This is a genomic window from Pararhizobium sp. IMCC3301 (assembly GCF_030758315.1).
Lineage (GTDB): Bacteria > Pseudomonadota > Alphaproteobacteria > Rhizobiales.
In genome coordinates, this window is sequence record NZ_CP132336.1 from 2,257,349 (window position 1) to 2,273,355 (window position 16,007).

14 protein-coding genes are annotated in these 16,007 nt (G+C 56.2%); 6 read left to right on the plus strand and 8 right to left on the minus strand.

Translation table 11 applies throughout. The annotated features are described in order from the left end of the window. Window positions 1-44: 44 nt before the first annotated feature. From RAL88_RS10945 to RAL88_RS10965, 5 genes are all read right to left on the minus strand, one after another. Entirely contained in the window at window positions 45-1,367 is a 1,323-nt protein-coding gene (locus RAL88_RS10945; protein ID WP_306269497.1) for a TRAP transporter large permease, read from the minus strand. After that, a complete protein-coding gene (locus RAL88_RS10950) occupies window positions 1,364-1,876 on the minus strand; it encodes a TRAP transporter small permease (protein ID WP_306269499.1) in 513 nt (170 codons plus the stop codon). The genes RAL88_RS10945 and RAL88_RS10950 overlap by 4 nt, the downstream gene beginning before the upstream one ends. Before the next feature lie 9 nt (window positions 1,877-1,885). Further along, a complete protein-coding gene (locus tag RAL88_RS10955) occupies window positions 1,886-3,166 on the minus strand; it encodes a flavin-dependent oxidoreductase (RefSeq protein ID WP_306269500.1) in 1,281 nt (426 codons plus the stop codon). A gap of 60 nt (window positions 3,167-3,226) precedes the next feature. After that, entirely contained in the window at window positions 3,227-4,279 is a 1,053-nt protein-coding gene (locus RAL88_RS10960; protein WP_306269501.1) for a TRAP transporter substrate-binding protein, read from the minus strand. 224 nt (window positions 4,280-4,503) lie between these two features. Beyond that, window positions 4,504-4,971 carry an Lrp/AsnC family transcriptional regulator gene (locus tag RAL88_RS10965; RefSeq protein ID WP_306269503.1) on the minus strand — a complete coding sequence of 156 codons (468 nt, stop codon included), beginning with the start codon at window positions 4,969-4,971 and terminating at the stop codon, window positions 4,504-4,506. Between the two features lie 118 nt (window positions 4,972-5,089). Between RAL88_RS10965 and hppD the strand changes: the two genes are divergently transcribed. After that, window positions 5,090-6,184 (plus strand): 4-hydroxyphenylpyruvate dioxygenase, encoded by a 1,095-nt coding sequence (gene hppD / locus RAL88_RS10970; protein WP_306269505.1) that lies wholly within the window; start codon window positions 5,090-5,092, stop codon window positions 6,182-6,184. 86 nt (window positions 6,185-6,270) lie between these two features. Here the strand turns inward: hppD and secA are convergent, their stop codons facing one another. Beyond that, a complete protein-coding gene (secA, locus tag RAL88_RS10975; protein ID WP_306269506.1) occupies window positions 6,271-8,976 on the minus strand; it encodes a preprotein translocase subunit SecA in 2,706 nt (901 codons plus the stop codon). A gap of 290 nt (window positions 8,977-9,266) precedes the next feature. Here secA and RAL88_RS10980 point away from each other — a divergent pair, with 290 nt between their 5' ends. Then, the gene (locus RAL88_RS10980) at window positions 9,267-10,109 is read left to right on the plus strand and encodes a peptidylprolyl isomerase (protein WP_306269507.1); all 843 of its coding nucleotides are present in this window, start codon (window positions 9,267-9,269) and stop codon (window positions 10,107-10,109) included. Window positions 10,110-10,209: 100 nt separating this feature from the next. Here RAL88_RS10980 and RAL88_RS10985 read toward each other — a convergent pair whose 3' ends face one another. Continuing rightward, the gene (locus RAL88_RS10985) at window positions 10,210-10,473 is read right to left on the minus strand and encodes a BolA family transcriptional regulator (protein WP_306269509.1); all 264 of its coding nucleotides are present in this window, start codon (window positions 10,471-10,473) and stop codon (window positions 10,210-10,212) included. Window positions 10,474-10,588: 115 nt separating this feature from the next. Here RAL88_RS10985 and RAL88_RS10990 point away from each other — a divergent pair, with 115 nt between their 5' ends. The 4 genes from RAL88_RS10990 to RAL88_RS11005 all read left to right on the plus strand — a co-directional run bounded on the left by RAL88_RS10990 (window position 10,589) and on the right by RAL88_RS11005 (window position 15,324). Beyond that, complete coding sequence (locus RAL88_RS10990; protein WP_306269511.1) at window positions 10,589-11,218, plus strand: J domain-containing protein; 630 nt, start codon at window positions 10,589-10,591, stop codon at window positions 11,216-11,218. A 65-nt stretch (window positions 11,219-11,283) separates the two neighbouring features. Further along, the gene (cobS, locus tag RAL88_RS10995) at window positions 11,284-12,294 is read left to right on the plus strand and encodes a cobaltochelatase subunit CobS (RefSeq protein ID WP_306269512.1); all 1,011 of its coding nucleotides are present in this window, start codon (window positions 11,284-11,286) and stop codon (window positions 12,292-12,294) included. Window positions 12,295-12,311: 17 nt separating this feature from the next. Then, complete coding sequence (cobT, locus tag RAL88_RS11000) at window positions 12,312-14,213, plus strand: cobaltochelatase subunit CobT (protein WP_306269514.1); 1,902 nt, start codon at window positions 12,312-12,314, stop codon at window positions 14,211-14,213. Then, window positions 14,185-15,324 (plus strand): esterase-like activity of phytase family protein, encoded by a 1,140-nt coding sequence (locus RAL88_RS11005; protein WP_306269516.1) that lies wholly within the window; start codon window positions 14,185-14,187, stop codon window positions 15,322-15,324. Before cobT ends, RAL88_RS11005 begins: the two co-directional genes overlap by 29 nt. Here the strand turns inward: RAL88_RS11005 and RAL88_RS11010 are convergent. Beyond that, the gene (locus tag RAL88_RS11010) at window positions 15,278-15,937 is read right to left on the minus strand and encodes a VUT family protein (RefSeq protein ID WP_306269517.1); all 660 of its coding nucleotides are present in this window, start codon (window positions 15,935-15,937) and stop codon (window positions 15,278-15,280) included. The genes RAL88_RS11005 and RAL88_RS11010 overlap by 47 nt on opposite strands. Window positions 15,938-16,007: the final 70 nt, after the last annotated feature.

Sequence of the window (16,007 nt, forward strand, 5' to 3'; positions counted from 1 at the left end):
TCGCCGCTGGAGCTTTTCCTGACTACACTCAATCGGGAAACGGTCTAATACAACAACCGCACCAGCGCCAGAGTGATCAGCGGAAACGCCAGCAGAATTCCGACCCGGATAATATCGCTCAGCACAAACGGCAGCACGCCGCGATAGGTGGCGGACATTGGCGTCGTCTTGTCCATCGAATTGATCACAAACAGATTCATCCCAACTGGTGGCGTGATCAGCCCGACTTCTACGACGATCAGCACCAGGATACCGAACCAGAGCGCGAACTCCTCGGTGCTCATGCCGAAATCAAGACCCGACACAATTGGGAAAAAAATCGGCACTGTTAGCAGAATCATCGACAGGGAATCCATGACACAGCCAAACAGCAGATAGAGAATCAGAATTCCAAACAGAACCGTCCAGGCGCTGATGCCCTGATCCAGCACATACAGCGCCAATTCCTGCGGCAGTTGCGACAGTGCCAGAAATCCGTTGAAAACGGCGGCGCCCAGAATGATGAAGAAAATCATTCCGGTTGATGACGCTGTGGCGAGGATCGCCCGCCTCAGGCTGGCAAATGTCAATCCCCGGTTGAACAGGGCAATCAGTCCGGTGCCGAATGCCCCGATTGCGGCCGCTTCTGTTGGCGTAAAAATACCCAAATAAATTCCGCCTACCACAGCCAGGAAAACCAGCAATGCCGGCCACACCGGCACCAATGCGCGGAACCGCGCGCCATAGGCCATTCTTGCGCGCACGCCGCCAGATTGCGGATCAACCCGGACATAAATTGCGATGGTGATCATATATCCCAAAGCCGCCAGCAGGCCGGGAAGCAGCGCAGCGACAAACAGTTTGGCAATGTTCTGCTCGGTCAGAATCGCATAAATCACCAGAATCACCGATGGCGGAATGAGAATTCCCAAAGTGCCACCCGCAGCCAGCGCACCGGTCGACAAGGCCGGCGAGTAGCCATAGCGCTTCAGTTCCGGCAGCGCCACCTGCCCCATTGTGGCGGCAGTGGCAAGCGAAGAGCCGCAAATCGCTCCGAACCCGGCACAGGCTCCGACTGCTGCCATCGCAACACCGCCCTTGCGGTGGCCAAGCCAGGCTTCAGCGGCCTTGAACAGCGCCGTCGACAGGCCCCCTAATGTGGCAAACTGGCCCATCAGCAGAAACAGCGGAATGATCGACAACGAATAGCTGGAGAAGGTGCCGTAGGTCTGGTTTTTCAGTTGCGCAAATCCCATCAGGGTTGTGCCGTTGATGGCGTAGCTGCCGCCCAGCCCGACCAGCAGCATCGACAATCCGATCGGCACTCTGAGAAAAATCAGGCCAAGCAGAACGGGAAACGACCACAGCCCGATTTCAACATCGCTCACGCCGCTGCCTCCGGCCGGAACAGGCTTGTGATGCTGCGCCACAGACAGAACCCTGCCACCAGCACAAACACCAGCGCCCCCGACAGCGCCGCCGCATAGGCCCACCAGATCGGAAATTGCAGAATGAAAGTGGTTTCGCCGTAAAGCGTCTTGTCCACCGTGCCCAGATAGTGCTGGCGGAACAGCAGCACCGCCACCGCGAGCATCAGCAGATCAATCACCACATCCAGAAAGCGGTTGAAGCCAGTGGGCAGGAACTGGGTCAAAATTTCCACACTGGCATGGCCGCGATTGAGCTGGCACCATGGCAGGAAGGCAAATACCGCAAACGCCACGCCCGCTTCGACCAGTTCAAAATCGCCCGGCAACGGCCCAAGACCAAGCGGGATCAGAGCCCGGCCGCTGACACTGGCGACGGTCAGCAATGTCAACACAATCAGCACCGCACCCCCAAGCAAAGCAAACAGGAGGCTCAAAGCATAGACCGCACGGTTCAGGACTGCATACATTACTGTGCATCACTTCTGATAGGAATGAGCCGCCAGTGCGGGGTCGATGATGGGCGGCCTGGCGTTCAATGCGTCAATACTCAGGCCCGTCAGGGATTTGTAATGCGAGGCATGATCTTGCAACTCCTCCCGGGAAATAACAAGCTTGGGATCAACCTTCTCGCCGCCACTGCGCTGCTCGACAAGTTGCATGATCTGATCCGGGCCATTGCCGCGATTGGCAACAACAATGGCGTTGGTTGGTGGCCGCCGCAGTGTTTCATAATGCGCCAGAGCCGCGCCGGTGCGGCCATTCTGCTTCAGACTGAGCCCCAATATGCGGGCATCAATGATGGCCTGCGAAGCCCCGTTCGAGCCGATCGGATACATCGCATGGGCTGCATCTCCGATCAGCGTCGCCCGGCCGAAACTCCATTGTGGCAGGGGATCGCGGTCAACCATCGGATATTCAAGAACCTCCCGGGATTTTCCGATCAGTTGCGGAACATCCAGCCAGTCAAACTGCCAGGACTCAAATGCCGGCAGAAAATCGTCCGGATTGCCGGCCCGGTTCCAGTCTTCCTTGCGCCAGGACCGGTCCGGCGCGAATTTCAATTCGGCAATCCAGTTGATCATCGCCGCACCGCTGGCCGGATTCGGCGTGCTGATCGGATAGCTGACAAATTTCTGAAATTCATGGCCGATCATTGCCATCGTCGTGCCGTCGAGGAACGGCCTGGCAACGCTGGTGCCACGCCACAGCACGGCACCGCCCCAGATCGGCGCTCCTTCTTCGGGATAGAACTGGCGGCGTAATGCTGAATGGATTCCGTCTGCGCCGATCAGCACGCTGCCCTTTTCGCACCGCACCACACCACCCGCAGATTGGAACACGGCACAGACATCGGCTGCATCAGTTTTGCATTCAACCAGCGCGGCATCGGTCACAATAGCGTCAGCACCCAACCGGTCCGCTGCAATCCTGTAAAGCAGGCTTTGCAACTCGCCCCGGTGGATCGAATATTGCGGCCAGTTATTGCCCGCATGCAGACCGCGCAGCTCCGACCAGATCGGCTGGCCGTATTTTGTGAAATAGGCCACCTGACTGGTGCGCAGTCCCAGTTTTTCCAGCTCGGCTTGCAGACCAAGATCAAACAGTTCACGCACGCAATTGGGTTGCAGATTGATGCCGACACCAAGCGGTTGCAATGATTTAGACCGTTCAAATATGCGGGCCGGCAATCCAAGCTGGTGGCAGGTCAGGGCAAGGGTCAGACCGGCAATACCGGCGCCTGCAATAAGGATCGTCATGACAGCGCGCTACAGGCCTGACACCACGGCCGCTGCTGCGACCGCAATGTCCAATGCCAGCTACATCGAGTTCTTGTCGATCAGATCCCTGGCCTTGTCGAGCAGCGCTTGCCCGTCAATGCCTTTGGCATCCATTTCGGCAATCCAGCGCGTCACCACCGGAGCGGCGACCGCCTGCCATTCGGCCAGAGCATCGCCTTCAATGACAACGATTTCATTGTCGGATTCTTCGGCAATTTTCCGGCCCGGCACATCATATTCCTGCATGGTACGGCCCGCCAGAGCGGAGAATTCCAGACCGGAATTGTCATCCAGAATTTTGCGCAAATCATCCGGCAAGGCCGCGTAACGCTGTTGGTTCATCGCCAGCACAAAAGTGGCTGTATAAAGCGCGCGATCACCTCCGATTTCCGTATGGGTGTTGACCAATTCGGCAATTTTCAGCGCCGGTGTCACTTCCCAGGGAATCACGGTTCCGTCGATGACGCCTTTTGACAGGGCCTCCGGAATGGCCGGTACCGGCATGCCGACTGGCGTCGCTCCGGCCTCGCTCAGCATGTCGTTGATGACCCGTGTCGGTCCACGCAGTTTCTTGCCGTTCATATCGGCCAGGCTGCGCACACCTTTGCCTTTGGCGTGAATCACGCCGGGGCCGTGAACCCAGGCACCGAGGATCTTGAAATCCTTGAAATCGGCATCCTTCATTTCATCTTCATATAGCTGCCAGTAGGCGCGCGAAACCGCCTCGGCATTGGTCATCATGAAGGGCAGCTCGAACACTTCAGCGCGCGGAAACCGGCCCGGCGAATAACCCGGCAGCGTCCAGACAATATCCACCACTCCGTCGCGGGCCTGATCGATCAGCTGAGGCGGCGTGCCGCCCAGCGCCATGGCTGAAAAAATATCAATCTTGATGCGTCCGCCAGAGGCTTTTTCCACCCGTTCTGCCCAGGGGAACAAAATCTGCTTCGGCACATTCGCCTGGGGCGGCAGAAACTGATGCAGGCGCAACGTGACTTCCTGCGCAAAGCCCGCAGATGACGCGGCTGCAAGTCCTGTCACGGCAAGCGCGGCAGCACCTAAAGTGTTGATAAGAAATCGGCGGTTCAGCATAATTGTCCTCCTCTTTGAATTGTGTTTTTGGCCGCCAATCGTGCGACCGGCTCCTCTGGCCTGGCGTGCAGTCCGGCTTCAAATCTGCTATTCAGCTTACACCGTCACGCGGTGAATAACAGAGCCCAAAAATCAGCAGCATGACAAGTGTTTTTGTAACCATCCAGTGCTGTGATGATCCGGCGATGGGACTGCGGCTTCTGATCGTCGCGCCAAAGCTCCGCTCACAGGGGCAGGCCGCCACCCTCTTTGATGGTATCCAGAACAATCGACGTTTTGACATTTTGCACCGCATCATGGGGCAACAGATAATCATTGACGAAACTGGACAGGCCTTTCAGATCCCTGGTCACAACCTTCAGCATGTAGTCCATTTCACCCGTCAGAGCGTGCGCTTCCATGACTTCCGGCAGACGCATGATCAACTCGGCAAATTGTTTGGCACTGTCCCGGTTGTGAGTCGCCAATGTCACGGAAATCAGATTGATCAGCCCGAAACCAAGCCGTTCCCGGTCCAGCACGGCATGATAGGATTTAATCCAGCCGGCTTCCTCCAGCCTGACGCGGCGCCGGGCGCATTGTGACGCTGACAGATTTATCCGCTCGGACAGCTCGGCATTGGTAAGCCGGCCATCCTGCTGCAGCGCTGCCAGAAGCTTTCGGTCAAATTTATCTATGCCTGTTTCCTGCATAATTTCCCAATATCTGCGTGTATTTTCCGTTAATCTAGTTTTTTTCGGCATATATTACAATATAAACGCATGTATATTGCGTTATTATTGCATTTAGTATTCACGACAGGGGATTAAAATGGGACCGTTTCCACATGATACGATCGCCGAGATCAGCACGGAAAATCCGGCTGGCACGGACGGCTTTGAATTTGTCGAGTTCGCCCATGAGAACCCGGTTGTGCTGGAAGAGCTGTTTTCCAGAATGGGCTATTCCAGAGTTGCAAAGCACAAGACCAGGGCGATCACATTGTGGCGCCAGGGAGATATCAACTATCTTGTCAATGGCGAACCAGCCTCTTTTGGCCGCCGCTTTGTCGAAAAACACGGACCCTGTGCGCCGTCTATGGCATGGCGGGTGGTGGATGCCGGCCATGCCCTGCAGCATGCGCTGGCAAATGGGGCACAGGAATATCTGGGCGACGACAAGGTTCTCGATGCACCGGCCATTATCGGCATTGGCGGGTCATTGCTTTATTTCATCGATACTTATGGTGACAAAGGCTCGGTCTATGACGCGGAATTTAAATGGACTGCTGCGCGCGACCCCAAGCCGGACGGCGTTGGCTTTTATTATCTCGACCATCTCACCCACAATGTGTTTCGCGGCAATATGGACAAATGGTGGGATTTCTACCGCACCCTGTTCAATTTCAAACAGATCCATTTCTTTGACATTGAGGGCAAGCTGACCGGCCTGGTGTCACGGGCCATCACCTCGCCCTGCGGAAAGATCCGCATTCCGCTGAATGAATCCACCGATGACAAAAGTCAAATCGAGGAATATCTGAAGAAATATAATGGCGAAGGCATCCAGCACATCGCGGCCGGCACCGAGACCATTTATGATGCCACTGATACGCTGGCCGCCAATGGGTTGCGCTTTATGCCGAAGCCCCCGGAGAGCTATTACGATCAGTCATTCGACCGTGTTCATGGCCACAGCGAACCGGTTGACCGCATGAAAGCCCACGGCATCCTCATTGACGGAGAAGGCGTGGTGAATGGCGGCACGACAAAAATCCTGCTGCAGATTTTCTCAAAAACCGTGATCGGTCCGATCTTCTTTGAATTCATCCAGCGCAAGGGAGATGAAGGCTTCGGAGAAGGCAATTTCCGCGCTCTGTTTGAATCCATCGAGGAAGACCAGATCAGACGCGGTGTTTTGACTTAGAGAACATTTTATCGCGATACCAGATCATTTTACCGGGACTGCGTGTCTATTGATTGGACGCGCGTAAACCCGGTGAAATGAACCAATCAGGCAAACTGCCCGTGGCAATGTTTGAATTTCTTGCCCGAACCGCACGGGCAGGCTTCATTGCGTCCCACCTTGCCCCAGCTTTCCGGATTGTCGGCATCGCGATTGGCAGCTGCATTGGCAGAAATCGGCGCGCCTGCCCGGTTCTCACCGGTTTCCGGGTCCGGGTGTGATTCAATCATCTCGTCGTCATCCGGATCATCCGGCATCTGCGGCAATTCCCGCGACAGTTCGATATGGGCAATCTGCATCGTCACTGATTCCCGCAGGCTCAGCAACAGCGTCTCAAACAGCTCAAAACTCTCCGCCTTGTATTCATTCAGCGGGTCGCGCTGGCCATAGCCGCGGAACCCCACCACCTGGCGCAGATGATCAAGTTGCACGAGATGTTCCCGCCACAAATGATCCAGGGTCTGCAACAGAACGGCCTTTTCCACCTGACGCATGATTTCCGGCGAGAATCGCGCCGCTTTGGCGGCGAAGAATTCATCGGCCTTGCGGGTCAGACGTTCGCGGATTTGCTCATCGGCAATGCCTTCCTCCTGCACCCAGTCGAGGATCGGCAGATCAAGATTGAGTTTGGTTTTGACATCACTCTGCAGGCCCGCTCCGTCCCATTGTTCGGCATAGGCTTTTGGAGGAATATGTTTGGCGACAATCGCCTCCACCACATCGTGGCGCATATCGGCCGTGGCTTCAGACAGGTCCTGTTCGCGCATCAGTTCAAGCCGCTGCTCGAAGATCACGCGGCGCTGATCGTTCATCACATCATCGAATTTCAGAATATTCTTGCGAATATCGAAGTTCCGCGCCTCGACCTTCTGCTGCGCCTTTTCCAGCGCCCGGTTGATCCACGGGTGAACGATGCTTTCATCTTCTTTCAGGCCAAGCTTCTGCAACATGCCATCCATGCGGTCAGAGCCGAAAATGCGCATCAGATCATCCTGCAGCGACAGGAAGAATTTGGACCGCCCGGGGTCGCCTTGACGGCCGGCACGGCCGCGCAGCTGATTGTCGATGCGGCGGCTTTCATGGCGTTCCGTGCCGATCACATAGAGCCCGCCGGCTGCCAGCGCCTCTTGCTTCTTTTCTTCGATTTCCGCTGTAATTTTCGCAATTGCCTGGTCGCGTTCCTCACCCTTGGGAAGATCGGACAATTCTTGATCGATGCGCATGTCCAGATTGCCGCCAAGCTGAATATCCGTACCGCGTCCGGCCATATTGGTTGCAATGGTAATGGCGCCGGGCACACCGGCCTGGGACACAATCGCCGCCTCCTGCTCATGATAGCGGGCGTTCAGAACCTTCACATCCTTGATTTTTTCCGTCCTCAGGAACTCGGCAAGAAGTTCAGATTTCTCGATTGACGTTGTACCCACCAGCACCGGCTGACTTTTTTCCCGCGCTTCGATAATATCGCGGACAATGGCGCGGTATTTTTCTTCAACCGTGCGGTAAACCTCATCATCTTCATCGATACGCGTAATATCGCGATTGGTCGGCATGTCGACAACGCCGAGGCCGTAAATGTCGCCAAATTCTTCAGCTTCCGTGGAGGCCGTACCGGTCATGCCGGCCAGCTTTTCATACATCCGGAAATAGTTCTGGAAGGTGATTGAAGCCAGCGTCTGGTTTTCCGGCTGGATCGCCACGTCTTCCTTGGCTTCCAGTGCCTGATGCAGGCCTTCAGAAAACCGTCGGCCCGGCATCATCCGGCCGGTGAATTCGTCAATGATGACGACTTCATTGTCGCGCACGATATAGTCCTTGTCGCGCTGGAACAGCTTGTGCGCTTTCAGTGCCTGATTGAGGTGATGTACTACGGTGATATTCTCAACATCATACAAAGACTCGCCCTTCATCACCCCGGCTTCGGTCAGACGCGTTTCAAGCTTTTCCGTTCCCGCTTCGGTGAACGTGGCGCTGCGCGCCTTTTCATCAAGATCGAAATCCGCCTCATCCAGACCGGGAATATACGCATCGATCTGCACATAGAGCTCTGATTTGTCTTCCAGCGGGCCGGAGATGATCAGCGGTGTGCGGGCCTCATCGATGAGAATTGAATCGACCTCATCGACGATGGCGTAATAATGCCCGCGCTGAACCATATGATCGATATTCGATTTCATATTGTCGCGCAGATAGTCAAAGCCGAATTCATTATTGGTGCCGTAGGTCACATCGGCAGCATAGGCCGCCTTGCGGCCGGCATCATCCACACCATGCACAATCACGCCCGTGGTCAGGCCGAGAAACTCGTAAATCTCGCCCATCCAGCCGGCATCGCGCGAGGCAAGATAATCATTCACCGTGACCACATGGACGCTGCGTCCGGTCAGCGCATTGAGGTACACCGGAAGGGTTGCAACCAGCGTCTTGCCCTCACCGGTTTTCATTTCAGCAATGGAATTTTCGTGCAGCACCATGCCGCCGATCAGCTGAACATCGAAATGCCGCTGTCCCAGGGTTCTCTTGGCGGCTTCGCGCACCGTGGCGAAAGCCGGAGCCAGCAGATCATCGAGTTTCGCACCATCTTTCAGTTGCTGCCGGAATGCGTCTGTGCGCGCGCGCAACTGCGCGTCTGTCAGCGCGCTAACCTCCGCCTCAAGCGCGTTGATCTCATCCACTTTGGGCTGAAACGATTTGACCCGCCGGTCATTGGCAGAGCCAAACATTTTGCGGGCAAGTGCGCCGAGGCCAACCATGTGCCAATCCTTAAATTCTCTATGTTTCGTAAAATGCCGAAGGGCGTTAATGCACTTGGCGGAAATAACCGCTGACAGATAGGAGGGGGCATGGGGCATGTCAACGCGCTAACCGCGCTTCGCCCTTCAACCTGCAGCGATATCACGCAATTCTGACCGCTTTTTCAGCAATTCGCCCGCCGGCATATAAATTATGACGAAATGATAAGGATGCAAGTCCATAAAAAATGAGCTATGGCTGGCCGCCATTGCCCACCAAAACATGAAAATCTGACGTAGAGGAACTCATTATGCTGGCTATTCGCCATTCATTTGTAACCCTGACCATGGCAGGCGTATTTGCCCTTGGCCTTGCCCAGAGCGGGTTTGCGCAAGAAAAGCCGATGGAAAATGCCCCCGATCCCGATGCCCTCGTGCTGACGGTGGGTGACACCAAGATTACCGAGCAGGATCTGTCTATTGCCAACCAGGATTTTGCTGAAATTCTGCAGGACATCCCCGAAGCCGAGCGCCGTGAAAAACTCATCGAGTTGCTGATCGACATGCAAATTTTTGCCCAGGAAGCGCGGAAAACCGGGCTTGGCGATAGTAAAACATTCAAGCGCCGCGTCAAGCTTATGGAAGCGCGCGCTCTGCGCAATGCCTATTTCGAAAAGGAAATTCTTGAGGCCGTAAGCGACGATGAAATCAAAGCCCGTTACGAGGTGGAGATCGGCAAACTTACGCCGGACGTGACTGTCAGCGCCCGTCACATTCTGGTCAAGGAAGAAGACGAAGCCAAAAAGATCATCGAAGAATTGCAGGCCGGGGCGGATTTTGAAACCCTTGCCAAAGAGCGCTCCACCGGCCCCAGCGGACCCAGTGGCGGTGATCTTGGTGAATTTTCACGCGGCCAGATGGTACCGACATTCGAAGCCGCAGCCTTCGCTCTGGAACCGGGTTCGATCACATCTGAGCCGGTCCAGACCCAGTTCGGCTGGCATGTCATTCAGGTCTATGAAAAAGGCAGCGCTCCGCTTCCAACCTTTGAGGAGGCCGAAGAGGGTGTGCGCAATGTCGTGATCAGCGAACGCTTCACCGAAAAGCTGAATACCCTGCGCGAAGAATATGACGTTGAACGCGCCACCGAATAGTCTGGCGAATAGTTTGGCGAATAGTTTGGCGAATCGTCATAATGCAGGTTGATCAAAAGGCCCCGGGCCGCTTCATGTTTACACTGAACCATGAAGCGGTCTAGATGCTGGCCTCGGCCCTGATTGCCAGGGCGTGCACCTTGCCGGCCAGCTCTTCCGCCAGGCACTGATTGATTGCCCTGTGCCTTGCGACGCGGCTCATTTCAGCAAATCCAGGTGCCGTGATTTCGACACGAAAATGTGTTTCACCGCCCTCTTGCCAGCCGGAATGGCCAGCGTGAAGATGCGACTCATCCACAACGGTGAGGGCAGTCGGCTGGAAAGACTGTGTCAATTTTTCCTCAATTTGTGCTTTGACGGACATTAAATGCGCTCCTATGTGACAACCTTGCCGGAAGGTCTTGAAACACGCGCCGCAAAGCGACACAATATTGCGTCGGTTTTTTCAAAACCAAATTCATTCGATTCGTAAGAGCACCATGAGCGCTGATAATAACCTGTTCGACAAGATCCGGATTTCGCCCGCGAAAGCGCGCAAGCGGAAAAAAATGGCGGCTGAAGCCAAGCCTGCCAGAGACACTTTGTGCTCGCATCCCGAATGTTCCGAAGCGGCCACCCACCGGGCGCCAAAAGGCCGCGGCCGCGATAATGACTATCTGTGGTTCTGTCTGGATCATGTGCGTGACTACAACAAGACCTACAACTATTTTTCCGGCATGGATGATGGCGACATAGCCAGATTCCAGAAAGACGCGTCTTTCGGTCATCGCCCCACCTGGAAAATGGGCGTGAATGGCAAGGATGGCCCGACCAGCGCCAAGCCCCATAACCCCTATGCGTTCATGGCACACCGCGCCCGCCAGAAAGCGCAGAACGGTCAGCAGGAATCACCGAACCAGCGCGGCAGAAAGCTGCTGAATGTCGAAAAACAATCGCTGGAAACTCTCGAGCTTGATGGCACTGCGACGAAAGATGACATCAAGAAACGCTTCAAGGAGCTTGCCAAGAAGCACCATCCTGATGTGAATGGCGGTGACAAGGGTTCTGAAGACCGCTTGCGCGAGATCATTCAGGCCTATAATTACCTCAAGGCCGCCGGGTTCTGCTAGGGTCTGAACTCAACAGGCGAAACCAACATAAGAGCCGGCCTCTCCCGGTCGCGCTGGAGATACCCATGACTGAAGCCGCATTTTCAACCTCTCCCGCAACGGCCGATTCCGGAATGCCGGACATCCAGTTATCCGTTCGCGAAACTTTTGGCATCGACAGCGATCTGATGGTCCCTGCCTATAGTGAGGCCAATGAATATGTGCCCGATCTCGACCTGGATTACCTGTTCGACAAAAACACCACGCTGGCCATTTTGGCCGGTTTTGCCCACAACCGCCGGGTCATGGTGACCGGCTATCACGGCACCGGCAAATCAACCCATATCGAGCAGGTCGCCGCGCGCATAAACTGGCCTACGGTCCGCGTCAATCTTGACAGTCATGTCAGCCGCATCGATCTGATTGGCAAGGATGCAATTGTTATTCGCGATGGCCAGCAGATCACCGAATTCCGCGACGGCATTCTGCCTTGGGCGCTGAAACACAATATCGCGCTGGTGTTCGATGAATATGATGCCGGACGGCCCGATGTGATGTTTGTGATCCAGCGCGTGCTGGAAGTTCAGGGCAAGCTGACCCTGCTTGATCAGAACCAGGTTATCCGCCCGCATCCGTGTTTCCGGATGTTTTCCACCACCAACACCATTGGTCTGGGCGATACATCGGGTCTGTATCATGGCACTCAGCAGATCAATCAGGGTCAGATGGACCGCTGGTCGATTGTGACCACCCTGAACTATCTGCCGCATGATGAGGAAACCAACATTGTCCTCGCCAAGGCTCCGCAATACAGAAACGCCGAAGGACGCGAAACCGTTTCCAATATGGTGCGTCTTGCGGATTTGACGCGCAGTGCCTTCATCAATGGCGATCTGTCCACGGTCATGAGCCCGCGCACAGTGATCACCTGGGCTGAAAATGCCAATATTTTCGGCGAGCTGGCGTTCGCCTTTCAGGTGACATTCCTCAACAAATGCGATGAACTGGAACGCCCATTGGTGGCCGAGTTCTATCAGCGCTGCTTTGGCGAGGAACTGCCAGAATCATCTGCCAATCTGGTCCTGGGCACCGGCTAGAGCGCGGACTGACGGCGATGCTACATCCCCAGCCAAAAACCGGCTCCAAGGCCGCCGCCGGAAAGCAAGCGGCAAACGCCAGCGAGACATTCAAACGCAGCGTGGCACTGACCATGCGCGCCATGGCCGGAGAGCCTGAGCTGGAAGTCACCTTTGCTGCCAACCGGCCCAGCCTCGCGCCAGGGCGGGCACGCCTGCCGGAGCCGCCGCGCGGTGCAAAAGCGGAAGATCTGGCCACCGCCCGCGGCATGGCAGACAGCATGGCCTTGCGCATTGCCGCTCACGACCCCGTCCTTCACGCAAGGCGCGCTCCGTCGACCGAAACCGCCCGCGTCATTTTCGACGCCATGGAACAGGCCCGCTGTGAATCGCTCGGCGCAAAGCGCATGTCAGGCGTTGCCAAAAATCTCTCCGCGATGCTGGAAGACAAGTTTTCCAGAACCGATTTCGGCACCATTGATTCCACCGACGACGCGCCGCTGGAGCACGCTTTGTCGTTGCTCATGCGTGAGAAAATCACCGGATACCGGCCGCCACAAAGTGCCAATGATCTGGTTGAAGTCTGGCGCAGCATTATTGATGAGAAAGCCGGGGACAGGCTGACCGGGCTTGGCGATGTTCTGGAGGATCAGACAGCTTTTGCCGATGCAGTGCGCGATGTGCTGACGGATTTCGGCATGGGCGACGATTTCGACGGCGCCGCCGATAATGATGACCCCAATGATGATGATGGCGATGACGGCGACAGCGGCAATGATGCGGCCCAGGGCGAAGCTGACGAGAGTGATGGCGACAGCGCGGATTCTGAAAGCCAGAGCGAAGCCACCGGCGAAGAACAGGACGCTGGCGAATCGGAAGCCGGTGAAGCCGATTTTTCCGACAGCGACGATGATGCGTCTGCGGAAATGGATGATTCCGGCGAGACTACGCGGCCGAATACGCCGCGCGGCATGCGCAATGACGACAACGCCTATAAGGTCTATTCCCGCGAATTTGATGAGACCATTGCGGCAGAAGATCTGTGCGACCCGGCTGAACTGGAGCGGTTGCGTGCCTTTCTTGACAAGCAACTGAACAGTCTTCAGGGCGTCGTGGCGCGACTTGCAAACCGGTTGCAGCGCAAGTTAATGGCGCAGCAGAACAGATCCTGGGAATTTGATCTGGAAGAGGGTGTCCTCGACAGCGCACGCCTGACCCGCATTGTCATTGATCCCACCGCGCCGCTATCATTCAAGCATGAGCAGGACACTGATTTCCGGGATACGGTGGTGACGCTGCTGCTCGACAATTCCGGCTCCATGCGCGGGCGGCCGATTACTGTGGCGGCGACCTGTGCTGATATTCTCGCGCGCACCCTGGAACGCTGTGGCGTAAAAGTCGAGATTCTGGGGTTCACCACCCGCGCCTGGAAAGGCGGACAGGTGCGTGAAAAATGGTTGCAGGACGGCAAGCCTGCCATGCCGGGCCGGCTCAATGATTTGCGCCATATCATCTATAAATCGGCCGATGCGCCATGGCGCCGGGCACGCCGTAATCTGGGCCTGATGATGCGCGAAGGCCTGCTCAAGGAAAACATCGACGGGGAAGCCCTTGACTGGGCTCATAAGCGCCTGCTCGGCCGGCCCGAAAGCCGGCGCATTTTGATGGTCATCTCTGACGGAGCACCGGTGGATGATACAACCCTTTCTGTCAATCCCGGCAATTATCTGGAGAAACATTTCCACCAGGTAATTGAAGAGATTGAAACCCGTTCTCCGGTTCAACTGGTTGCCATTGGTATCGGACATGATGTTACAAGGCATTATCGTCGTGCCGTTACCATTGTCGATGCAGAAGAACTGGCCGGCGCGATGACCGATAAGCTGGTGGAGTTGTTTGACGAAGATGCAAATGCGCGCGGTTCAAAAAACGGCCGGTAGGCGGGGAATCCCCGCAGCAGCGGCGCTTCGCACAGCCTGGTTCTGCCTCGGCGGGCTGGCTGCCGTCTTTGCCGGCCCGGCCGCGGCAGAACCTCTGCCGTGGTCTGTGGCCGGCGGCACCGCCATTACGATTGAAGCCAAACCGATCGAGCAATTCATCGTCGGCAATGAAAAAGTCAATTTCGGTGCTTTGCAGTTCCGGGGCGGCTTCGCCTTATTGGGGTCCGACGGCTTTGGTGCCTTCTCCGGGCTTGCGGTCAGCGCCGATGGCGGCGGCCTGCTTGCTGTCAGCGATACCGGCCGCTGGTTCAGTGCCGGGATCACGCGGGACAGGGGACGTATTACCGGGCTCACCGACACAACAACAGGGCCCATCCGCAACCAGGAAGGCGCCCCGCTCAATCAGGGCCGCAAATGGTATGCCGACGCGGAGGGTCTCACCTTGTCGGGCGGCAAGGCAATTGTCTCATTTGAGCGTCAGAAGGGAAAATTGCGCTCGTTTGATCTTGCAGATCAGGGGTTCCTGGCACGGGGTCAGATTCTGACTGAGAGCAATGTATTGAACCGGATCAAGGGAAATCGCGGCATTGAAGCCGTTGCAATTCCGCCGGAGGGCTCGGCTTTTGCCGGGTCTGTGGTCGCCATCGGCGAGCGGATTCTGTCAGGCGGCAATCATTCCGGCTGGATTTTGAATGGCGGCACATCACTGCGCTTCAAAATCCGCCGGCGCGGCGATTTTGATATCACCGCTGCGGATTTTCTGCCGAATGGCGATCTGCTGCTGCTCGAACGCCGGTTTTCCCTGATTCTCGGCAGTGCAGTGCGGATCCGCCGGATCGCTGCCGCCGATATCAATCCCGAACAACTGGCAGCAGGCATCGTTCTGGATGGCCTTGATCTGATGACCGCCGATCTGACCCATCAGATTGACAATATGGAAGGCATGGCTGTGCGTATCGATCCTGATGGCACGCCGGTTATTCTGCTGATATCTGACGATAATATGAATTTCTTCCAGCGCACTTTGTTGCTGGAATTTGCTCTGCGCCCGGAAGAATTCGGCGTTACGCCGCGGCCTCGCCCGGCTTCGGCGAACCAGCCTCGCGGATAAAGCCCGTCAACAGGCGATACGGTACCAGCAGGAACGCGACAGCCAGCACCTTGACTGCCAGATCGCCCAGCGCCCACGACATCCAGCGCGGTGCCTCGACACCGAAAGCAAACAAGGGTGCGGTCTCGATAGCAAATCCGTCATTGGGTCCAAGGACCGACAGCCCTGCGGCAAATGCCAGAGTGAAAAACAATGCCGTATCGACCACCGACGCAGTGACCGAAGACACCACCGGCGCCTTCCACCATACACTGCTGAAACGCAGACGATTGAACAAAGACACATCGAGCAGCTGCGCAATCAGAAACGCGGATCCAGATGCGATGGCAATGCGCGGCGTGGCAAGCCACAGCGACAGGAGAACGGCCAGTGCAAAGCCACTCAGCACCACGACTCGTGCCCGGCTTGCTCCAAACCGGCGGTTGGTAAGATCCGTCACCAGAAACGCCAATGGATAGCTAAACGCCCCCCAGGTAAACAGATCTGCCAGGCTAAATCCGGCGACAACCAGATCAACTGGAAACTGCACCAGATAATTGGAGGCCAGCACCACGCCGACCATGGCGGCGATGGCCACAAGAAGCTTGGGCTGGAAAAGGGATGAGGCGTTCATGACGGCAATCTCACTGAAAACAGGACAACACAAAAACGCGCTGCATCGCAAGATGAAGCGCGTTCGGTCA